A 21,270-nucleotide genomic window follows, 5' to 3' on the forward strand; every position below is an offset into this window, starting at 1 on the left:
TTTAACCCGGCGGCTTGTGTTATGGTATCTTATTTTCCTGCTCTCCTTTCCAGTTCCTTGTTGATGAGGCTGAGTTCCCGGCCCGTTTGCCCGCTCATACTGCTGTTTTCCTGGGCGCGGCGCATGAGGTAAGGGATCACGTCGCGGATGGGACCGAACGGAAGGTATTTGCTGACCTTGAATCCTTCTTTGGCAAGGTTGAAGGTGATGTTGTCGCTCATCCCGTACAACTGCGAAAAATGTACGTGCGGATGGTTGTGTGGCAACCCCTTCTCATCCATCAAACGCGCGGCGAGAAGGTTGCTTTTTTCGTTGTGCGATGCAACGATCACGGAGACCTGTTCGAGGTTGTTGATGCAATATTCTACTGCTTCATTGTAATCCTTGTCTGATGCTTCCTTGTTTTTCTGGATCGGGCTCTCGTAACCTTTTTCCGCTGCACGCGCCCTTTCTTTTTCCATATACGCGCCTCGCACCAGTTTCACACCGAGCAGGAAGCCCTGCTGTTTGGCGATCTGGTGGGAGAGTTTAAGAAAATGAAGGCGGTCGTGGCGGTACAACTGTATCGTATTGTACACGATCACCCTGTCTTTGTTAAAGATCTCCATCATCTCCATCGTGAGCCTGTCAACAGGATCCTGGATCCAGCTCTCTTCCGCATCCACCAGCACACCGATGTTCTTTTCCGCCGCTGCTTCGCAGATGCTGTACATCCGCTCGCGTACCCTGTCCCACTCGGCTGTTTCCGCCTCATGGTCATGAATTCCGCTGCGCAGGCGCGGCGCCTCATCCAGCTTCTGCAGCAACGCAAAACGTGCGAAGCCCGTTACCTTGATGCTCATGAAGGGCAGGTTGCCCTGTGTGGCCGCATAGTTGATCACGCGGATGAACTCTCCTGTTGCATGGTCAAAGCTTTCTTCACCTTCCTTCCCTTCCACGCCATAATCGAGGATCGCTTCCACACCGTATTTACCCAATACAGAAGCCACGTTCTTTGTTTCTTCGAGTGTTTCGCCACCCACAAATTGTTTAAAGATGGTCTTGCGTATCAGCCCGTGAATGGGCAGGCCGGTCTTCATGATAAAAGGGGTCAACCTCGTACCGATCTTAACAAACCAGGAAAATCCCATCGTTCTGAAGAGGAACCGTGCGCTCTTCAGTTCTTTATCTGATTTATAAGCAAATGCGTTCTCAGTGTTGTCGAAAGAAATATTCATGCTAACGGATGTTCGTGGTGCGAATATAGGAAGAAGCCGCGAGCAATGAGCTTCCGGTCGCGGGCTTTTGAAGGCTGTTTTTTTAAAATCTTTTGTGCAATAAAAAAAAACCGCAGCGGGTAGCCGGCAGCGCGCGGCTGCCGCAAACGCATTACTTTCGCACCATGAAAATCACCCATACCGAAATATATAAATATACCATCCCGATGGTGCCGTTTACGATCGCTACGGGAACGATGGAGTTTGCGCAGAATTTATTGGTGAGGATACATACGGATGCTGGATTGGTGGGCATTGGCGAATGCTCGGCCTTCCCGATGATCGTGGGCGAAACACAGGCCACCTGTTTCGAGATGGCAAAAGATTTTGCAAAATTATGGAAAGGCAAGGCCGCCGGCGATATTGAAATGCGCCTCAATGAGCTGGATCTTTTCACCGCAGGCAATTTTACCGCGAAGAGCGCGTTCGACCTGGCCCTGTACGATCTCGCGTCAAAAAAAGCAAACCAGCCCCTGTTCAGGTACCTGGGTGGTGAGAAAAAAGAGATCGAGAGCGATCTGACGATCGGCATAGACACACCGGGGAAAATGGCCGCTGCTGCGGTTGCATTCAAGGAAAAAGGTGTGAAAATGATCAAGGTAAAACTGGGCAAGGCAGTCAGCGATGATATTGAAAGGATCAGGCAGATCCGCGAAGCGATTGGCGATGACATCATCCTGCGGATCGATGCAAACCAGGGATGGAGCTATGAAGATGCGGCAGTTGCATTGACTGCACTTGGCCGATACAATATCCAGTTTTGCGAACAGCCGATGCGCAAATGGAACGATGAGTTGTTGCCGCAACTCTGCCGGCTGTCACCCATCCCATTGATGGCAGATGAAAGCGTATTTACGCACCACGATGCAGAACGCATCATCCGGAACAATGCCTGCGCATACATCAACATCAAATTTGCGAAAAGCGGTGGCATCCACGAAGCAATCAAGATCAACGAAGTGGCGGAAAAGAACAACATCGCCTGCATGATGGGCGGAATGCTCGAAAGCCGCGTGGCGCTTACTGCCAAGGTGCATTTTGCAATGGCGAAGAACAACATTAAGTTTTACGATCTCGATACCTGCTTACTCGGGCACCTGAAAGATCCCGTAACCGGCGGCGTATCGTACGAAGGAATGCATCTCCGCCTGGGCGATGCACCGGGGATCGGGGCAGATGTTGACCCGGCTTACCTCGAAACCCTGGAGAAAGTGATCGTTTAACACATGCGGCACAAGGGTTTTTAAAAAGCCTGCAGCTTACATTCCATACCTTCTGGCGAACAGCCTATCTTTGCCAAAAGAAAAAAATGGACGCAAGAAAAGCAAGTGAAAGTTTCGTGGTAATGAATGAACTCGTTCTGCCCAATGATACCAATACATTCGGCAACCTGATGGGCGGACGGTTGATGTACTGGATGGATATAGCCGCGGGCATTGCTGCGGGACGGCATTGCAACACGCCGAGTATGACGGCTTCCGTAGACAACATCAGTTTTAAAAACCCCATCAAACTCGGCAACGTGGTACATATTGAAGCAAAGGTTTGCCGCGCGTTCAATACATCGATGGAGATCAATATAAAAGTGTGGGGTGAAGACCTGCTCCATCAATACAAATACGAAAGCAACGAAGCGTTCTTCACGTTTGTGGCGCTCGACCCCAATGGCAAGCCAAGAAAAGTGCCTGAACTGGTTCCGGAAACGGAAGAAGAAAAACGACTCTACGACGGTGCCCTCAGGAGAAGGCAACTCCGGCTGATCCTCGCAGGAAAAATGAAACCCGACGATGCGAGTGAGCTGAAAGCGTTTTTTACGAAATAGGCCGGGCTAAGCAGCATACCGATAAATTACTTCAACAAAAAAACGGACCGCACAGGCCCGTTTTTTTATTCACCATTTTCATTCGTTACTTATCCAGCAGGTGCATGATGTGATGTTTGCTCCGCATCATGTAGTTCCTGCTTTGTTCTATCGCTTCCATCACCTGTTCCAGGATGGCCTCAACGGGTTGGGTGTAATCGATGATCATCGGTTCTTTGAATCGGATGGAGAGCCTTGAGCCTTTCTTTTTGAACGTAAGGCCAGTTTTATTGAACGCGCGCCAGAAACCATTGATCACAACCGGAACCACAACGGGCTGGTTGTTTTTGATGATGTGCGCCGTTCCTTTTCTGCCCGGCGCAAACGGCTTGGTGGTACCTTGCGGGAAGGTGATCACCCAACTGCTGCCAAGCGCCTTGTCTATTTTACAAGTATCGGATTCATCGCGGTCGCGGCTCACGTCTTTTCCTTCGGCGCGCCAGGTACGTTTAACGGTTAAGGCGCCTGCAAGTTTAAAAAAACGGGTGAGCCAGTTGCCGTTCATTGTTTCTTCTGCGGCAACGAAGTATACGTTTGTAAAGGGATTGAGCAGGTAGTACGGAACACCCAGTTTGTTTTTCTTCCGCCATTTTACCGCGCAGAAAATATGGATGAAGGCAATCACATCGGCGAAATAGGTCTGGTGATTGCTTACAAAAAGCACGTTCCGCCGCGGCAATGCGCGCAGGTGTTCGGTGCCCTCGATCCTGATTTTATTGAACAGAACCAATCCCGGGTATGTGATCGCCCCCACAATACCGTACACAAACGAGCGCACGATCCTGATATGCTTAAAACGTTCAGCTAATTTCATATGGCGCTTCGAGAAGCATTGGTTGAAGCTGTAAATTTAAGGGTTTGCCGCAGATTTAACCGGTCTGTATTAATCTGCCGCAACCCCGGCAACTTTTCTCGCACCACATCGAGTACATTTGCGTTCCCGAAAAAAAGGATACATGCAACTGAATACGGTCATTTTTGACATCGATGGATTACTGGTAGACAGCGAACCGCTCTGGAACGAAGCGGCCGCAGAAGTGTTCAAACTATACGACGTAACGCTTACCGAGGATCAATACAAAACCACGACGGGCCTGCGCACAAAAGAATTTGTTGAATGGTGGTTCACCCATTTCAACATCAGTTCAAACGAATTCGCCAACGGCGAGAAAAAGATCGTTGAAAGTGTTTTGCACAAAATTGAGACCAAGGGAAAGATTCTTCCAGGCGTGCCTTATATTTTCGAGTTCTTTGCGAAACGGGATTTTAAAATAGGATTGGCCACTTCTTCGCCTACTTCTTTAATAGACCTGGTAGTGGGTATGACGGGTATCGGCCATTACCTGCATGCTACCAAATCTGCCGAGTCGCTCGCATTAGGAAAACCGCATCCGCAAGTGTATCTCGACTGTGCCGGGTTGTTAAACAGCAAACCTGTTGAATGTATCTGTTTCGAAGATTCGTTCAACGGCATGATCGCTGTAAAAGCGGCGCGGATGAAATGTGTCATCGTTCCGCACGCGTCGCAGCTAAAGGAGGAAAGATGGGGAGCGGCCGATCTGAAACTATCGTCGCTCCAGAATTTTGGTGAGCTGCATTTCAACCTCTTCGCATCCTGAGAACGGGGCTAGTGGCGCGGAAGTGCAACCTGGAAAACCGTTTCGCTCCCTTTTTCTGATTGAATGCTGATCGTGCCGCCGAGGCTTTTCACGAGATGGAGCACGAGCGCGAGACCAAACCCATACCCTTTTTCAGAATCAGTGCCCGCTGTGGAAGCGCTTTCGCCGGAGAGTATGTTTTCGATGGCCGTTTTGTTTAATCCAACACCCGTGTCGCTTACCTTGATGTTAAACATATTTTCGGTGAGGCCAAGATCCACGGTAACCGTTCCATGGTTTGGTGTAAATTTTATTGCATTGGAAACCAGGTTACCGATGATCTGTAACAGCTTGTTTTTAGGAAATGTTTTTTGCGCCGCCGGTGATGAAATGTTTATGGTGAAAACGATCTGCTTGTTCAATGCCTGGGGCACATACAGCTTCTCAATTTTTTCTTTCAGGCACGCAAGCGTGATCCCGTTCTCGTTTTGAACGGTTTCCTGGGTTATCGTTTTTTTACCTGATGACAGGATTTCATCGGCCATTTCGAGAAGTGAGCTGCCGCTTTTTTGTATGAGGCGGATGAACTCCATCACGTCTTCGATCTTACTGTCTTTGTCCTGGCTCATGATCACCTGTGCGAGGTTAATGATTCCGCCGATCGGCCCCCTGATATCGTGTGCAACGCGCCTGTTTGTTTCCCCTGCTTCGCGCAGTTCCTTGCGCATCTCCTGGATAACCTTCAGCGCCACGAAACGGTTTACGATCTCATCGGCGATGATCCGCAGCATCTCAACTTTTTCCGGCGGAATTTCTTTGCCCGCTTTGTCCAGCACACACAATGCACCAATGTTAAATCCATCACTGGTTTGCAGCGGCAGCCCGAAATAATAACGCAGTTGTTCCTTTCCCGCTACATAAAATTTATCCTTGAAACGTTCATCGGCCGACAGGTCGGGCACTTCAAAACCGTCTTTTGTTTCGATGGTATAATGGCAAACCGAATCTTCACGCGGCATCTGCCTGAGGTCGATACCGTAACTGGAAACCGTCCACTGCGTAAATGTATCCACCAGGTTGATCAATGAAATATCGGTGCCCGCTACTTTGGCGGCCAGTTTGGTCAGGTCCTTGAACGCATCCTGCAAACCGGAATAATCGAGGTCCAAATCAGCTAACCTGATGATACGCTCCAACTCGCGATCGGGGATTGTTAGGGGGATGGTCATTCGCAAAATTTTCGCAAAACTAAACCAATCGCCACTGGTATTTTTTTGAAAAACATGTAGTATAACCACTACCTGCAGGGCTATAAAAAAATTCAGTTGCACAGCGCTATTCACACGGTTTCCATTAATTTTAGAATACACAATACAGGTTCTTCCCGGCCATACGAATACTGTACCGGCAGTACCAATAAACAATTGATTGCATGGGCCCGCTTTTATCCGCTGATCAGTTTCCGGTTTCATTGACCAAATACATCAGTACCAATAACCTGGCTGTTGCCACAGTTGTTTTGGCGATAGGGATCGGGGCGATCGTTTGCATTATCTATTTCTACCTGTATTTTAAAAAACGCATTTTTTTTACCACACACCGCATCTCAAGAATACTCGAGCAATGGATCAGCGCCATCATCATGGAAGAGTCGCCGGAGAGCATCGTCATGCCGGGGCGTTTCTACCGGATGATGGAAAAGCCAGTTGCCAAACAATTCGTTATCGATGAACTCGTCAATGCAAAAAAAAATTTTTCCGGCTCCGTTGCGCTGAACATCGTTGCGTTGTACCAGCAACTCGGGCTCAAAGCGGTATCACTTAAAAAATTAAGGTCAAAAGGATGGCATATCAAGGCCAAGGGTATACAGGAGCTTTATATGATGGATCAGCACGATGCCCTTACCAGGATCTATAAAAACACCAACAGCAGGAACGAATATGTGCGCATGGAAGCGCAGACAGGGGTGATCCACCTCACCGGTTTCCAGGGGCTCCGTTTTCTCGATGTGATCTCATACCCGATAACAGAATGGCAACAACTGAAGCTGCTCGAACAACTTCGTTTGTCGCAGAACAAAGCAGATTTTTCCGACAAGCTTCAACACTGGCTCCGCTCGAAAAACGATACCGTAGTGGTGTTCGCCCTTAAACTGGCAGACGAGTACCAGCAGTTCGATGCAAAAGAAAACGTGATGGGCTGCCTGGTACATCCTTCGGCACAGGTTCGTGAACAGGCGCTGAAAACGCTGGTGCGTTTGTCGGACGACCGTACAGCGGGCATCCTGCTGGGTTATTTTACAAAGGAAACCGAATCGAACCAGGCGTATATCCTCGATGCACTGGTAACGCTGGCGTCGGAAAATGAAAAAACGTTCTTATCGTCGTTGCTGGAGCATCCGCGTGACCAGGTGAAACTGAAAGCAGCGATCGTACTGGCCAAATGCTGCAGCGACGGCCTGGCGCTGGTAGAGAAAAAAGCAGCGATGCAGCCTGAACCCTATCGCAGGATCTTATTACATGTACAATCCGTTGCCTGATGAACTGGAACCTGGTACTTAAAATATTATTCGACCTTCTAACGTATGGCATATTTGCGTACTCGGCGTTGCTGCTGCTTTCTTATATACTCATCGGCCTGTTCTCGATCGGCGAAACAAAAAAGCACCTGCGGAAAAATGCTTTTACCGATTTCAGGATCCTTGCCTCTTCCGTGCATGCACCATCGGTAAGCATACTTGCGCCGGCATACAACGAAGGATTGAACATTGTCGAAAATGTAAAATCGCTGTTATCCATTTTTTACAGCAACCTCGAAGTGATCATCATCAACGACGGAAGCAAAGACGACAGCCTCGCCAAACTGATCGACGCATATGATCTTTACAAGGTTGATTTTTTTGTGCACGAGCAAATCCCTACGAAAGAAGTGAGGGGCGTTTACAAAAGCCGGAAAAATGTGTACCACAAACTGATCGTGGTTGACAAAGTAAATGGCGGAAAAGCCGATGCCCTCAATGTGGGCATCAATGTTTCCTCGCACAAATACCTTGTGTGTATAGACGTTGATTGCGTGCTGGAGCAGGATGCACTGCTGCGTATGATCAAACCGTTTCTTGAGCAGACCGACAAAAGGGTGATCGCTTCGGGCGGTGTGGTACGGATCGCTAATTCATGCACGATTGAAGACGGCCGGCTTGTAAAAGTAAAATTACCGGATGATTACCTTCCCCGGATCCAGACACTGGAATACATCAGGGCATTTATACTGGGAAGGATGGCATGGACAAGGCTCAATGGCCTCATGCTGATCTCGGGTGCATTCGGTGCATTCGACAAAGAGATCGCCATCAAATGCGGCGGGTACGATCACAGGACGGTTGGCGAAGACATGGAACTCGTGGTGCGGATGCGCAGGTATATGGAGGAACAAAATGAAAAGTACATCGTGACCTATATACCGGATCCACTCTGTTGGACCGAAGCACCAGCCACCTTCAAAATATTGGGCAGGCAAAGAAACCGGTGGATCAGGGGAACCTTTGAAACATTGAAATTTCACAAGGTGATGTTCTTTAATCCGAGGTATCACCTGCTGGGCATGGTAAGCTATCCTTACTGGTTCTTCTTTGAATTGTGTGCACCGCTGATCGAGTTCACAGGATTTGTCGCTTTCCTGCTGATGGCCATTTTCGGGATGCTCGACTGGTCGTTTTTCATCACCTACTTTTTGTTTATCATCTGCTTCGGTTATCTCTATTCCTGTTTTGCCATCCTGATGGAAGTGTTTACCTATAACCAATACAAACGCAGGATCGATATCCTGCGTTTGATGCTGACGGGTCTTACAGAGCCTTTCCTTTATCACCCCTTCGTGGTGTTCAGCGCCATAAAGGGTTTCAGGGATCTCGTGAAAAAGAAAAAGGGGTGGGGTGAAATGACAAGACAGGGGCTCGGTAAACAAACAGTAACGCCGCCCGTACCAGTTGTTCCTGTTCCGGTAGCCGCGGAAAATACGGTTGTCGCAAATAGTGCGGCGCAACCCGTTGCCGAAGCGGAAGGAGAAAACGTTTCGTTGCTGGAAAGAAAAATCGTTCCTGCCGCCAGCCGTTTTGTTTCGCTGGTGTCGAGATCGTTTGCTTATTACCTGAACCATGCCCTCGTGCTGCTGGCATGCATGGTTGTTGCAAGGGCCATAGAGCTAACGGCAGACTATATGGCGCACGGCGCAACACCGTTTTTAGGGAAAGTGATCGTGCTCGCTTTGGCAAAGGACCTCGCGTTTTTCCTGGGCCTATTTCCCCTGGGATTTCTTGTTTTCACTTTGTGTTATGCGGTGCATAAAACTTTCGCGCATACGGTTTTTATTGTACTGGCGCTTGTACTGCTGATCGCGCAGCTGGCTTTGTCGCAGTATTTCATAAAAACACTTGTGCCGCTCGGCGCCGATTTCTGGGTGTATTCAACGGATGATATCCGGCAAACCGTAGGCGCTTCGGGCGCTCTTACAGGAGGGATCATCGGCATGTTCGTTCTGTTCATCGCAGCCGCAATTTTTGCGTTCAGGTATTTTGTCAAACGCATGCGCATCGGCGGACTGAGCCGGTTCCTGTTGTTCGTTTTCTTTACGCTGGCGGCGGTCTTCAACATCGGCGCAGTAGCAGATAAGTGGCAGACCGGGCAGGAATACAGCACCAATCTCACCCTCAACAAATCTGCGTATTTCTGGAGCAAAACCTATCGCTACCTGTTTCCGGAACGCACGGATAACGCACCCGGTACAGGAAATGAATTGGCGAACGACAATGCGGGTATGGCCAATTCGTTCAATTATATAGACGAACAGCATTACCCGTTTTTACACCGCGACAGTACAGCGGATGTATTGTCGCCTTTCTTCAACACCGATACCGTTCCGCCGAACATCGTGATCCTGCTGGTGGAAGGATTGGGCCGTGCATTTACCAATGAGGGCGCATATCTCGGTAATTTTACACCGTTCCTCGATTCGTTGTCGAGGCAAAGCCTTTACTGGGATAATTTTCTCAGTGAGGGCGGAAGAACCTTTGCCGTACTTCCTTCCATGCTCGGCTCTTTGCCATTTGCCAGGAACGGTTTTTCCGAACTGGGCAATGCGATGCCGGAACACGCATCACTCGTAAACATTTTGCGTTACAACGGCTACAACAGCTCATTTTATTACGGGGGCGATTCGCGTTTCGACAATATGGGCCTGTACCTGCGCAACAACGGGATCGACAGCATCGTGGACGAGAAAAGTTTTCCCGGTGGTTATGTAAAAATGCCCGCGCAGAATGGATTCAGCTGGGGATATGGCGACAAGGAATTGTTCAGGCGTTACCTGGCCGTGGAACCCGGCACACCATCGCCTTACCTGAAGATCGTACTAACGGTATCCACGCACGACCCGTTCCTGATCAATGAACAGGAAGAATACTTACGCAGGTTTGAAACGCGCATGACAACGCTTGGAATGAGCGACGATGTGAAACAGCAAAGAAGGGTATACCGGCAACAGTTTGCCAGCATATTGTATGCCGACGATGCGATCCGGAAATTCATGGAACAGTATCGCCGGCAACCGGGATACAAGAACACTGTGTTCCTGATTACAGGCGACCATCGCCTTCCGGAGATCCCGATGGCAAGCAAGATAGACAGGTACCATGTGCCGTTGATCATCTATTCGCCGTTGTTGAAACGCACCGCGAAGTTCTCCTCTGTTTCCACGCATTTCGATATCACACCGAGCCTGCTGGCGTGGTTGCAGGGCAGCCATCAAATCACCCGGCCATCGCTGGTGAGTTGGATGGGAAGCGGCCTGGATACCGCACACAGTTTCCGGAATGTGCATGCCTATCCCATCATGCAAACAAAAAACGATCTTGTGGATTTCATCAGTGGCGAATACCTGCTCAACAATGGACAGCTATTCCACATCAACGCAAAAATGGAACTAACGCCCGAAACGGACGATGCAAAAACAAAGCAGCTAAAGGCAGGTTACAACCATTTCCTTTCGAAGAATGCGCGGTTTATCGCCAACCCATCTTCCATTCTTCCGGATAGTGTGCGCCTTCGTTTTCTCCGTAAATAAAACGGGCGCCATGGTAAACCAGAACGATAGGGATGCGGTTAAAAGCGGTACAGCCACCCAACACTCACCTGGTATTGATTGCCTTTTGTCTGCGGAAGGTACTCCTGGTTAAACCAGCTTCCGTCGATGCCGAGTACACTGAATTTTGTGATCTTCTTTTTGAAACTCACCCCGGCCTTGTAAGATATCAGCCTTATTTTACTATCGAGTTGAATCGAATTCAATCGGTCGTCCGGCGAGATACCATACCCTACATTGATGCCTACCAGGTCGTCTGCGCTGCCATAATAATACCGGGCCGAAGCGCCGTAGGATGCGGAAACATTGTTTGTAAAGGTACCCGGCGTAAGATAGGTGCGTAAACCAAACAACCAGCTTTTGTAATACTTCCCAAGGTAAGCGGTATAGATCCAGGTAGGTGCGTCGGTAAATTTCAGGTACCGGAAGCCCAGTTCCGCTTCATAACTTTTGGGCAGGTTGGCATAGAGAGAAAAACCGCCGCGCCAATGTGGGAAAACGCCGACCTTATCGGAGAACCCGAGGCTTACGTACGAGTAAAATGTTCTAGACAGGCGCGGGTATGCTTCAAATTCATACTGCACACCGTTTTCTGTAAACCGGTTTGCATAATTGACACGGCCCGTCAGTGACCCGATGCCCGTATTCCGTGTATAATCAAAGCTTGCGAGGTGCCAGGGATCGGCAAATTGTTTGTCGAAGTAGACATAGTCATAGCTGAGTCCGATCTTGTTTTTGGCAGAAGACTCCTTGATCCTGTTTTCGAGCGAACGCGCTTCTGTGTTGTTGCGATTTACGGCAAGCGCTTTCTTTACCGCCACATCGGCTTCTGCATATCTTTTCGCGGCATTCAGCACCCTTGCCCTGCGTACCAGCAATTCTTCCGAGGCAGTGTTGTATTTCAATCCACTGTCGATCACCGCCAGTGCCGTTTCATTGCGGTCGTCCCAGTATTCAAGATCGGCAAGTGCCACAGAAGCATCTGTATAATCGGGTCGCGCCGCAAGTACCTGGTGAAATGCCATCCGGGCGCTGTCGTAATTTTTGGTCCATGCATAGATGCGGCCAAGAAAGATCCGCACATCGCTGTAACCCGGACTTTTTTCCAGTGCCCTGAACAGATAACTTTTAGCCAGTGGATAATCCTTATGATCAAATGCCGCCGTCCGCGCCGCCTGCAAAAGGGCGTCGGAGGATGCGCTGTCCTGCGCAGCGGTATTGTTGAAACAAAGGCATAACGTCATCCATAACAAACAGCCCGTAATGTTTTTGGTTGTCGGCATCTGAATCGGGTTTAGTTGATGCAAAATAGAAACGGTGTGTCAGGCGTTCCGCTGGAACTGTGCGGCCAGTTTTTTTACCCGTATCAATAATTCATTTAAGCTGAAAGGTTTTGTAACATAGTCGTCGGCACCCAGGTCAAAAGCTTCCATCACCACTTTTTCCTGTTCCATGGAAGACAATACGATCACGGGTATTTTCTTTTCTATCTGCTGACGCACAAAGGAAACGATCTCGAGACCGGAAGAATAAGGCATCATGATGTCTGTGATTACCATATCGGGCTGCACTTCAACAATTTTCTTCAGTGCTTCCCTTCCGTCGTTAGTAGCAATCACCTCGTAGCCCTCTTTGCGCAATTTCAGCTCAATCGTTTTCAGCAGCATCGCTTCATCTTCTGCAACCAATATTTTCATAACCGGGATATTAGACAACTATAAAAGTAATTATTTCATCGGATTTGTCAATCCTGCATTTGCCTTCGTATTTCCCCCAGCTGCCTGATCAATGTTTCAAACAACGCTACCGCCTCATTTACATCCGGTTCGAGCAATGAAACATCCGCTGTTGCAGTTGATTCCGTTTCTATTTTTTTCATCAGCTGGATCAGCCGTTGGGATTGCAGGAACGATACCGCGCCTTTGATCTTGTGCGCTGTTTTCCTTAGTTCAGTGGCATTCCCTTCCACAAAAGATCTTTCCAGGGCGGCAATATCGCCGGGAGCTGTTTCGAGGAAAACGGAAATCACGTCTGCTATTTCAGAAGGGTCGTCCAGGTCTTCGATCAATGAAAGGTCAAACAATGCAGCCGTTTGCGCGTTGCCGGATGGTACTGTATTTTCTTCGGCAACTACTTGTTCTTTGAACAATATATTCACCAGCCTCCTGTTAAGGTCATTGAAATCGAAGGGTTTTAGGATAAAATCGTTCATGCCCACGAGCCTGCTTTTTTCCTGGTCCTCCTTTAACGCGGTAGCAGTCATGGCAATGATGGGAAGCGTCAGTCCCATCTCGTTACGGATGAAAGTTGTGGCCTGGTATCCATCCATTACCGGCATCTGCAGGTCCATGATGATGAGGTCGTACGCTTTGTTTTCCTCGAGCTTCGCGATCGCTTCTTTCCCATTGGATGCGATATCGCACCGTATACCCGCTTTCTGCAAAACAAACCTGATCAGCTGCTGGTTCACGGGGTTGTCTTCTACTACAAGAAAATATTTCCCTTCGAGGGGCGCTGCACCGGTGTTGGCAGCTGCGCGGCCCACCTGCATAGGAAGGCTGAAACTGAATACGGAGCCCAAGCCCGGCTTACTGCTGGCCGTAATTGAACCACCCTGCAGTTCAATGAGCCCTTTGCTGATGCTCAACCCCAGCCCTGATCCTCCGTAGCCACTCGAAATACCTTTGCTCGCCTGTGCAAAGCTTTCAAAAATGGTTTCCATTTTATCGGCTGCGATGCCGATGCCTGTATCTGTTACCGTGAACCGGATCTCCGCGCGTTCGCCGGCCTGCTTTTCAAGCGACACCTGTAACTGAACAGACCCTTTGCCGGTAAATTTTACGGCGTTGCCCACCAGGCTGAACAATACCTGTTTGAGGCGGTTGGGATCGCCGCGCAACTGGTCGGGCACGTTTTCCGCGATATCAACCTGGAAGCCGATCCCTTTTTCTTTTACGGTATTTTCAAATTGTTTTTTTGTTTCGTTCAGCAGTGCGCGCAAGGCAAAACCGGTATCTGCAAAAACCATTTTACCCGATTGCAGAACCGAAAAATCGAGTACGTTGTTAACGATCACCAGCAGGTTGTTCAGCGATTGGTTGATCATTTCCAGGAAGCGCTTCTGTTCGGCCGTAAGTGTGGTTTGCTCCAGCAATCTGGTCATGCCCTGGAGACCGTTCATCGGCGTGCGTATCTCATGGCTCATGTTTGCCAGGAACTGGTCCTGTACCGCTTTCGCCGCTTCAGCTTTGGCGAGCGCCGCAAGGTTCTGTTCACGCATTTCTATTTTCTCCGTGATATCGGTTGCGATCCCGCTCACGCCAATCAGGCCGCGGTCTGGCGTTACCAGCGGGAACTTCTGCAACAGCAGGTTACGGATGCCTGAAAGCGTTTCAATCGACTCTTCGCTTTCCACCGGTTTGCGTGTTCTGATCACTTCGTTATCCAGGTCTTTGAAATGGTCCGCTGTTGCCTTCAGATTGAAGTCATAATCTGTCTGGCCGATCACCAATTCATCTGTGAGCCCGAAAAATTCCTTGAACCGTTTGTTTGCCATCAGGTACCTGCCTTCGAGGTCTTTGATGTAGATGAGTGCAGTGGAATTATCGAGGATGGCATTAAGGCGGTATTCGTTTTCTTTCCTGGTTGCTTCGGATACGGCCAGCTGCGATTCGATCTTTTTCTTTTCGGTGATGTCTTTTACCATGCACTGGAACCCTGTCACCTGGTTGTTTTCCCACAACAGTTGCGCAGACTGTTCCACCCATTTCTGTTCCCTGGTTTTGGTAACGATCGGAAACTCAAGCGTGGTATCGTTTGTTTTATTCACGAACTGGCTGATGTAGAAGGCCACCACTTTTTCTGCCTGTGAGGGATCGAGCAATATCGAGAAATGTTTGCCGAGCAGTTCGTTTACGTCATAACCGGTAAGCGCGGCCACCTGGTTGTTGGCAAAACCGATCTCGCCTTTTGAATTGGCCGTATACATCACTACCCCGGCGTTCTCTATCAGGTTGCGGTATTTTTCTTCGCTGGCGCGCATGGCGTCTTCCGCTGCGCGCCTGCGGCGGATATCGCGGTTCAATTGGCTGATGATGATCAATACCAGCGTTATGGAAAACAGCCCCGCCAAAATGGTGAGATAGGTAATGGAATCGTGGTCCTTTTTGTTTTGCTCGATGCGTTGCGCCAGGAGGTGTTCTTCGAACCTGAGACTACCTATCAGTGCGGCTTTTACGGCGCGGGTAAACTGGGGTCCCTCGCCGTTGTACCGTGTTTTGGCAATCTCCTGTTCCCGTTCAAAACTGCCTGCCACCATCTTCTCCTGGAAAGCGATCTTCCGGCGGATCAGGGAACGCAGATCGAGTAAGCGGCGCTGCTGGGAGGGCTCGTTCTTCGTGAGCACCAGCAGCGCTGCCAAGTCTCTTTGCACGAACCCATGGAGCTTGCGGATCTCATCGATCCACGCAGTGTCTTTTGTTAAGAGGTAAGCACGCGCGGCCGCATCTGTTTCGGAAAAAAGTATGTTAACGGTGTCAATCTTCTGGATCACCTCCTTGGTATGGTCTACCCAGAACCGCGTTTCGCGCTGGCTGTAACCCTGGCGGAATAAAAAATATCCAAACGCAACAAATGAACCCAATGCAATGGCGAGCAGCCAGCGGATCTTCCATTCTTTTATCGGGAAAGAGAAATTCATCGGCATTACAGTGAGCGTGATCGAATGTTATTGAATATAATACAAATAAGGCCAGGTTTACCGGCTGGCGATCACTTTTATTTTTGTTGCCGGCAGGGGGCCTTTCAAAAAAACACCTGGCCAACAAAGCGGCGTGCAGCCGGCAGCGGATCATACGCTGGCTTAAAAAAGCGGACCGTTATAAAATACAAAGGCCCCGTAATACGGGGCCTTTGTTAACGTCTATGGAAATAACGTCTATTAATTTTTGCTTCTCAGGTTTGGATGCGGAGCAGGCACTGTGTTCGGACCACCTTCGAGTGTTCCTTGCAGGTCTACTGTGTTGGCATCGCCATCCTGGGCGAAAACGAAGATCAAACGGCTTTCAGAAACACCTTGTTTCTCAGAAAGATATTTGATCACAGCGTTCACACGCTCCCAGCTCAACTGCTGTGCAGCTTTGCTCGATGCGCCGTATCCTGTTACTTTTACTTTACAGTTTGGATTTGCATTGATGGTTGCCGCTGCAGAAGCCAATGTAGCTTCAGCCGCTTTGCTCAGTTTTGCATTTCCTTTGAACTGTACGCTTGGCAGGTTACCGATGTTGCAGGTAACTTCAGGAGCCGCTGTTTTGATGTTCCCGATCATATCGCGGAGCTCTTTGCAGCATGCTGGTTCTGGGCATGTACCAACACCATCATTGTTCACCGGGAAGCAAGATTTTTGTGTCAGCACTTCTTTATCCCTGAAATCAGGAACGCCATCACCATCTGTATCTTTTGATACGCCATGGCTGTCAACCGGAGCACCTTTCGGAGTGTTCGGCTCGAGGTCGAACTGGTCGGTAACACCATCACCATCAGCATCAGGCAGAACCACTTTAGGCAATTTCATATGCTTAGGTGAGTTCAGCTCGCTGTAAATGAAGTTGTTTGGATTGAGCCACCACAATGGTTCAACTCTTTTCGCTTTGTTACCGATGTTGATGTTTACACGGAAACTTGTGAAGCCGATGTAATCATCGCTGTTACCACCCTTGTATGCATCGAGGAGATCATATCCAGGGAAAGTGAACGTGTATTTGTGCTCGAGGGCAACATTTACCTTGCTGTTCACTTTGAACGCGATACCTGCACCGAGGTTCAGGCCATGGTACAAAGTGTATGCATGACGGCCATTTTGTGTAGCACCACCAAATGTAGTGATGGTTCCATCCTGGCTGTTTGGCTGGCCGTAACCGTAGTAGTAGCTATAGCCACCCGGTTGGGCACCCAGCGCAGCAGGGTTCCTGTATTGAACCAGCGAAGCGTTCAATGCATAACCACCGAGGAGGTACACATTTGTTTTAGGGTTACCACGGTAGTTGCTGGCTGCATTCAAAGATGCAATCACATCAACACCCAGTTGGTAGGTCCTGTTTTTGTACTGGAACTGTCCTGTGGCAACACCAAAAGCATTCGGTGTACCGTTCATCCACAAAGCGGTAAGGCCTGTGCGGACAGAGAACGTGTGGTTCAGTGATTTACGCAGGGAAACGGTTCCACCGAAACCGGCTTTTGCGTTCACATCACCAACAACTGTTGCATAACCAGCACCAAAACCCAGTTCCCACTGGTCACGCGGACGTGCCGGGTAAGGGTATTGATTGTTTAAAAATTCATTGTGCTGGGGCAGATTTTTCACTGCGATCTTGGAAGTGTCTTTCCAATCCCAACCCCAATCTGTTTGGGCTAACCCGGCCGACTGTATCAGTACGACGAGTGCCACGACTAGAAGGTTCTTTTTGCTTGCCATAAGAGATATTTATTATTAAAAATTATTGCCTTGGTAGGAAACGCTGCGAAATTAGGCTTTACGACGCAATCACACAATTTTTAAGCCAAAATTATCACGTAATAATACCACGTATAGACCGCAGTAAATTAACTAACGCTGCTTCAGCACGAATTATTGCATAGATCAACACTATATTGCAGCATATTTTGATCCATGAATTTAGCAAAACAGGTCATAGCGGAGGAACTCTCTTTATTTGAAACGCATTTTAAGGAGGCAGTAAAAAGCAGGATCGCTTTGCTGGACAGGATCATGCAGTACATCGTCAAACGCAAAGGCAAGCAAATGAGGCCCATGTTCGTGCTTTTGAGCGCGAAACTCGGGGGCCGGATCAACGACAGCACCTACCGCGCCGCATCACTCGTTGAACTTGTGCATACGGCTACCCTGGTGCACGACGATGTGGTAGACGATTCCATGGAGCGCCGCGGTTTTTTTTCGGTGAACGCTTTGTGGAAGAACAAGATCGCGATCCTGGTAGGCGATTATCTTTTGTCGAAAGGCCTGCTGCTTTCCCTCACCAACAAGGACCATGAAGTGCTGGAGATCCTCACCGATGCCTTCCGCCTGATGGCCGAAGGTGAGTTGCTCCAGTTTGAAAAATCAAGAAAACTGAACCTGAACGAAGACATATATTATGACATCATCAAAGGCAAAACCGCATCGTTGCTCGCATCAGCCTGTGCATCAGGCGCGGCTACAACGTTTGATGACCCCGGGCAGGTGGCCAAAATGAAACTGTTCGGCGAAAAAGTAGGCATGGCCTTCCAGGTAAAGGACGATCTCTTTGATTACGGATCGCAGGATGTTGGAAAACCGACAGGCAACGACATCAAGGAAAAAAAATTAACGCTCCCGCTCATTTACACCCTGAACCACTCTGATAAAGAAACCAGGAGAAAGCTGATCTATATTGTCAAAAACGAGAATACCAACAAGGAAAAAGTGCAGTTTCTCATTGATTCCGTGCAGCAAAGCGGTGGCATACAATATGCCACCGAAAAGATGATGGCATTCCGCGACGAAGCATTGGCGATCCTTTACACTTTCCCCGATTCCGATGTGCGGAGAGCGCTCGAAGAACTTGTTCGCTATACCACCGACAGGAAATTTTAATGCAGAAGAGATGGAACATATTACGCGCCGACGAAGCCAGAACAACCGCGCTCCGCGAAGCCCTGAAGATCAACAGGACACTCTGCAGCATCCTTGTCCAGCGCGGTATCGACGATTTTGAAAAGGCAAAACAATATTTCCGACCCGAATTATCCAGTCTTCATGATCCCTGGCTGATGAAAGACATGGACAAGGCCGTTCACCGCATCCTCACCGCATTTGAAAAAGCGGAGAAGATACTTGTATTTGGCGATTACGATGTGGACGGCACCACATCTGTAGCGGGGATGTACCAGTTCATCAAAAGCATTTACAGCGATACCGATTTTTACATTCCGCACCGCTACCGCGAAGGATACGGCGTTTCAAAGATGGGGATCGATTTTGCGAAAGAGAATGGATTCGGGCTGATCGTTTCGCTGGACTGCGGCATCAAATCGGTAGAACTGATCGCCTATGCAAAAACATTGGGCATCGATTTTATCGTATGCGATCACCATCTCCCCGATCCGGAATTGCCGCCCGCTGTTGCCATCTTAAACCCGAAACAGGTGGATTGCCCCTACCCCTACAAGGAACTGTGCGGCTGCGGCGTTGGTTTTAAGCTGATGATGGCGCTTGCCGGTGAACTCGGCCTTCCCGAAGAATCGTACCTCGTATACCTTGACCTTGTGGCAACGGCCATCGCCGCAGACATTGTTCCCATAACGGGCGAGAACAGGACCCTGGCCTTTTACGGGTTGAAGAAAGTGAACGAAGATCCCTGTGCAGGCATCAGGGCATTGATGCAACTGGCCGGCGTACAGAAACACATGCACATCAACAACCTGGTTTTTGTGATTGCGCCACGCGTAAATGCCGCAGGGAGAATGGACGATGCGCGCAAAGCCGTTCAACTCTTCATCGAAAAAGATTACAACCAAGCGCTTGCATTTGCGGAGATGCTGCACAGCGACAACGAAGACCGGCGCGAAGCAGACAGCAGCATTACGGAAGAAGCTTTGCTGATCCTGGCAGGAGACGCAGCATCTACCAGGAAGAAAACAACCGTGGTCTTCCAGGAGCACTGGCACAAGGGCGTGGTAGGGATCGTTGCGAGCCGTTTGATAGAAACCCATTACCGCCCAACCGTTGTGCTTACCAAAAGCGGCGACTATGTTGCAGGAAGCGCAAGAAGCGTTGCCGGTTTTAATTTATACGAAGCGGTGCATGCGTGCCGCGAGCATTTGCTGGGTTACGGCGGGCATTTTGCCGCGGCCGGTATGACCCTGCTCCCCGAAAATGTAACTGCATTTGCAGCGGCTTTTGAAAAAGAAGTGAGCCGGCTGATCACCGACGACCTGCTTGTTCCGGAAATAATCATTGATGCGGAGATCAGTTTTACAGAGATCCATCCGTCTATGTACAGCATCCTTACCCAGATGGAACCGTTCGGTCCCGAAAATATGCGCCCTGTCTTTGTTTCGCGCAATGTTCAGGATACAGGTTTTTCAAAGATCGTGAAGGAACAACACATTCGTTTCGTGTTGCGTCAAAACAATGTAACGCTTACGGGAATAGGATTTAACATGGCTTCGAAGTTTCCGCTCCTGCAAACCAGGCAACCCATCGATATTGTTTTCACCATCGACGAAAACGAATGGAACGGAGAAAAAACACTTCAATTGAAAATGATCGATTTCCGTGCGGCGGGCACCGTACCCGGAGTACCGGTGGCCTCAGACCTGTAACACAACATCGCCTCCCACTGCATACCCTGTACAGGTAAGCACCCTGCCCTTTGCAATTTCTTCGTCAAGCAAAACATCGTTCCGCCACATAAAAACGTTGCCGGAAATACAGGTTGCGGCACAGGTACCGCATTGCCCCGCTTCGCAACTGAATGGCATCGGGATCTGCACCGCCTTTGCCGCTTGCAGGATGGTTTGCGGATACCTGCTTTTAAACCGGTATGTTTTGTCTGAAAGCGTTACATGGATCGTGTGTTCGTCCTGGTCGGCCGGTTGCGGCTTGTGAGCGGGCACTTCTATCGTAAATGTTTCCCTGCGGATCTGCGCAGCCGGCACGCCGTTGTTCTTTAAAATGATCGTGATCATGCGCATGTATTCAAACGGGCCGCAGAGATAATAGATCTGTTCCGAAACCGGTTGCAACACATGTTCCGCCAAAATCTTTTCGAGCACATAAACGCCCATCCGTTTCTGTTCTACATGTGCCGCATCGCTGAACAAAAAATCGATCCTGAACCGGTTGGCATGTTGTTCTTGCAGCTCCAGCAATTGTTTATAATAGATTGCGCTGTCGAGGGACCGGTTACTGTACACCAGCAGCACTTTCGTGTCTTCTGCATGGGAAAGTATTTCCCTGGCCAGCGCCATCACAGGTGTTATACCGCTTCCAGCCGCAAAAAAAACATACTGGCGATAGGATGTACGGTTCCCGGGCAACGTAAAAAAACCCGAAGCGCCGATCGTTTGCAGCAGGTCGCCCTCTTTCGCGTGGTCGAAAAGAAAACGCGAATACTCTCCGTTGGGGATGCGTTTTACCGTAATAACCGGCTCGCTTCCGGGCAGGGAAGACAATGAATAATTCCGTCGTTCCTGTTTACCATTGTCCTTGTTGAAAACAAAGGTGAGAAATTGCCCGGCGGTATACTGCAGCGGCTTTCCATCCACCGTTTCGAGCACGAAAGATTTTGCATCGCCCGTTTCTTCGATGATCTTCCTGATGCGAAGCGGGAAAACGCCCTTTGGTGATACATCATCCATTAAATAAATGTAGGCATAAAAA

At 49.2% G+C, this 21,270-nt stretch carries 15 protein-coding genes; 7 read left to right on the forward strand and 8 right to left on the reverse strand.

What is annotated here, in order from left to right:
* Nucleotides 1-29: 29 nt before the first annotated feature.
* Nucleotides 30-1,217 (reverse strand): proline dehydrogenase family protein, encoded by a 1,188-nt coding sequence (locus tag GWC95_RS15080; protein WP_161819547.1) that lies wholly within the window; start codon nt 1,215-1,217, stop codon nt 30-32.
* 164 nt (nt 1,218-1,381) lie between these two features.
* Here GWC95_RS15080 and GWC95_RS15085 point away from each other — a divergent pair, with 164 nt between their 5' ends.
* Together GWC95_RS15085 and GWC95_RS15090 are read left to right on the forward strand one after the other, a co-directional pair.
* On the forward strand, nt 1,382-2,479 hold the full coding sequence (locus GWC95_RS15085) for a mandelate racemase/muconate lactonizing enzyme family protein (protein ID WP_161819548.1): 1,098 nt from the start codon (nt 1,382-1,384) through the stop codon (nt 2,477-2,479).
* 86 nt (nt 2,480-2,565) lie between these two features.
* On the forward strand, nt 2,566-3,078 hold the full coding sequence (locus GWC95_RS15090; protein ID WP_161819549.1) for an acyl-CoA thioesterase: 513 nt from the start codon (nt 2,566-2,568) through the stop codon (nt 3,076-3,078).
* Between the two features lie 85 nt (nt 3,079-3,163).
* On the opposite strand, the gene GWC95_RS15095 is transcribed toward GWC95_RS15090, so the two are convergent.
* Complete coding sequence (locus tag GWC95_RS15095) at nt 3,164-3,931, reverse strand: lysophospholipid acyltransferase family protein (protein WP_161819550.1); 768 nt, start codon at nt 3,929-3,931, stop codon at nt 3,164-3,166.
* Nucleotides 3,932-4,073: 142 nt separating this feature from the next.
* Here GWC95_RS15095 and hxpB point away from each other — a divergent pair, with 142 nt between their 5' ends.
* Nucleotides 4,074-4,736 (forward strand): hexitol phosphatase HxpB, encoded by a 663-nt coding sequence (gene hxpB / locus GWC95_RS15100; RefSeq protein WP_161819551.1) that lies wholly within the window; start codon nt 4,074-4,076, stop codon nt 4,734-4,736.
* 8 nt (nt 4,737-4,744) lie between these two features.
* On the opposite strand, the gene GWC95_RS15105 is transcribed toward hxpB, so the two are convergent.
* Entirely contained in the window at nt 4,745-5,944 is a 1,200-nt protein-coding gene (locus GWC95_RS15105; protein ID WP_161819552.1) for a GAF domain-containing sensor histidine kinase, read from the reverse strand.
* A gap of 203 nt (nt 5,945-6,147) precedes the next feature.
* Here GWC95_RS15105 and GWC95_RS15110 point away from each other — a divergent pair, with 203 nt between their 5' ends.
* Nucleotides 6,148-7,254 (forward strand): HEAT repeat domain-containing protein, encoded by a 1,107-nt coding sequence (locus GWC95_RS15110; RefSeq protein ID WP_161819553.1) that lies wholly within the window; start codon nt 6,148-6,150, stop codon nt 7,252-7,254.
* Nucleotides 7,254-10,832 (forward strand): sulfatase-like hydrolase/transferase, encoded by a 3,579-nt coding sequence (locus GWC95_RS15115; protein ID WP_161819554.1) that lies wholly within the window; start codon nt 7,254-7,256, stop codon nt 10,830-10,832. Before GWC95_RS15110 ends, GWC95_RS15115 begins: the two co-directional genes overlap by 1 nt.
* A gap of 38 nt (nt 10,833-10,870) precedes the next feature.
* Here the strand turns inward: GWC95_RS15115 and GWC95_RS15120 are convergent, their stop codons facing one another.
* The 4 genes from GWC95_RS15120 to GWC95_RS15135 all read right to left on the reverse strand — a co-directional run bounded on the left by GWC95_RS15120 (nt 10,871) and on the right by GWC95_RS15135 (nt 17,322).
* On the reverse strand, nt 10,871-12,133 hold the full coding sequence (locus GWC95_RS15120; protein ID WP_202630300.1) for a YaiO family outer membrane beta-barrel protein: 1,263 nt from the start codon (nt 12,131-12,133) through the stop codon (nt 10,871-10,873).
* 39 nt (nt 12,134-12,172) lie between these two features.
* A complete protein-coding gene (locus tag GWC95_RS15125) occupies nt 12,173-12,547 on the reverse strand; it encodes a response regulator transcription factor (protein ID WP_161819555.1) in 375 nt (124 codons plus the stop codon).
* A 47-nt stretch (nt 12,548-12,594) separates the two neighbouring features.
* On the reverse strand, nt 12,595-15,549 hold the full coding sequence (locus tag GWC95_RS15130; protein WP_161819556.1) for a PAS domain S-box protein: 2,955 nt from the start codon (nt 15,547-15,549) through the stop codon (nt 12,595-12,597).
* Between the two features lie 240 nt (nt 15,550-15,789).
* Nucleotides 15,790-17,322: an OmpA family protein gene (locus GWC95_RS15135; RefSeq protein ID WP_161819557.1), complete on the reverse strand. Its 1,533-nt coding sequence runs from the start codon at nt 17,320-17,322 to the stop codon at nt 15,790-15,792.
* A 195-nt stretch (nt 17,323-17,517) separates the two neighbouring features.
* Here GWC95_RS15135 and GWC95_RS15140 point away from each other — a divergent pair, with 195 nt between their 5' ends.
* Together GWC95_RS15140 and recJ are read left to right on the forward strand one after the other, a co-directional pair.
* Nucleotides 17,518-18,480 carry a polyprenyl synthetase family protein gene (locus GWC95_RS15140; RefSeq protein WP_161819558.1) on the forward strand — a complete coding sequence of 321 codons (963 nt, stop codon included), beginning with the start codon at nt 17,518-17,520 and terminating at the stop codon, nt 18,478-18,480.
* Nucleotides 18,480-20,210, forward strand: coding sequence for a single-stranded-DNA-specific exonuclease RecJ (recJ, locus tag GWC95_RS15145; RefSeq protein WP_161819559.1), 1,731 nt, complete (start codon nt 18,480-18,482; stop codon nt 20,208-20,210). The genes GWC95_RS15140 and recJ overlap by 1 nt, the downstream gene beginning before the upstream one ends.
* Here the strand turns inward: recJ and GWC95_RS15150 are convergent.
* Nucleotides 20,199-21,248 carry a ferredoxin--NADP reductase gene (locus GWC95_RS15150; RefSeq protein ID WP_161819560.1) on the reverse strand — a complete coding sequence of 350 codons (1,050 nt, stop codon included), beginning with the start codon at nt 21,246-21,248 and terminating at the stop codon, nt 20,199-20,201. The genes recJ and GWC95_RS15150 overlap by 12 nt on opposite strands.
* Nucleotides 21,249-21,270: the final 22 nt, after the last annotated feature.

Origin of the sequence: Sediminibacterium roseum (genome assembly GCF_009939005.1) — a bacterium.
Taxonomy (GTDB): Bacteria; Bacteroidota; Bacteroidia; order Chitinophagales; family Chitinophagaceae; genus Sediminibacterium; species Sediminibacterium roseum.

What these genes read in the sequence shown, in the direction of transcription:
- GWC95_RS15080 (WP_161819547.1), bottom strand. Translation starts at nt 1,217, where the DNA reads ATGAATATTTCTTTCGACAACACTGAGAACGCATTTGCTTATAAATCA.
- GWC95_RS15085 (WP_161819548.1), top strand. Translation starts at nt 1,382, where the DNA reads ATGAAAATCACCCATACCGAAATATATAAATATACCATCCCGATGGTG.
- GWC95_RS15090 (WP_161819549.1), top strand. Translation starts at nt 2,566, where the DNA reads ATGGACGCAAGAAAAGCAAGTGAAAGTTTCGTGGTAATGAATGAACTC.
- GWC95_RS15095 (WP_161819550.1), bottom strand. Translation starts at nt 3,931, where the DNA reads ATGAAATTAGCTGAACGTTTTAAGCATATCAGGATCGTGCGCTCGTTT.
- hxpB (WP_161819551.1), top strand. Translation starts at nt 4,074, where the DNA reads ATGCAACTGAATACGGTCATTTTTGACATCGATGGATTACTGGTAGAC.
- GWC95_RS15105 (WP_161819552.1), bottom strand. Translation starts at nt 5,944, where the DNA reads ATGACCATCCCCCTAACAATCCCCGATCGCGAGTTGGAGCGTATCATC.
- GWC95_RS15110 (WP_161819553.1), top strand. Translation starts at nt 6,148, where the DNA reads ATGGGCCCGCTTTTATCCGCTGATCAGTTTCCGGTTTCATTGACCAAA.
- GWC95_RS15115 (WP_161819554.1), top strand. Translation starts at nt 7,254, where the DNA reads ATGAACTGGAACCTGGTACTTAAAATATTATTCGACCTTCTAACGTAT.
- GWC95_RS15120 (WP_202630300.1), bottom strand. Translation starts at nt 12,133, where the DNA reads ATGCCGACAACCAAAAACATTACGGGCTGTTTGTTATGGATGACGTTA.
- GWC95_RS15125 (WP_161819555.1), bottom strand. Translation starts at nt 12,547, where the DNA reads ATGAAAATATTGGTTGCAGAAGATGAAGCGATGCTGCTGAAAACGATT.
- GWC95_RS15130 (WP_161819556.1), bottom strand. Translation starts at nt 15,549, where the DNA reads ATGAATTTCTCTTTCCCGATAAAAGAATGGAAGATCCGCTGGCTGCTC.
- GWC95_RS15135 (WP_161819557.1), bottom strand. Translation starts at nt 17,322, where the DNA reads ATGGCAAGCAAAAAGAACCTTCTAGTCGTGGCACTCGTCGTACTGATA.
- GWC95_RS15140 (WP_161819558.1), top strand. Translation starts at nt 17,518, where the DNA reads ATGAATTTAGCAAAACAGGTCATAGCGGAGGAACTCTCTTTATTTGAA.
- recJ (WP_161819559.1), top strand. Translation starts at nt 18,480, where the DNA reads ATGCAGAAGAGATGGAACATATTACGCGCCGACGAAGCCAGAACAACC.
- GWC95_RS15150 (WP_161819560.1), bottom strand. Translation starts at nt 21,248, where the DNA reads ATGGATGATGTATCACCAAAGGGCGTTTTCCCGCTTCGCATCAGGAAG.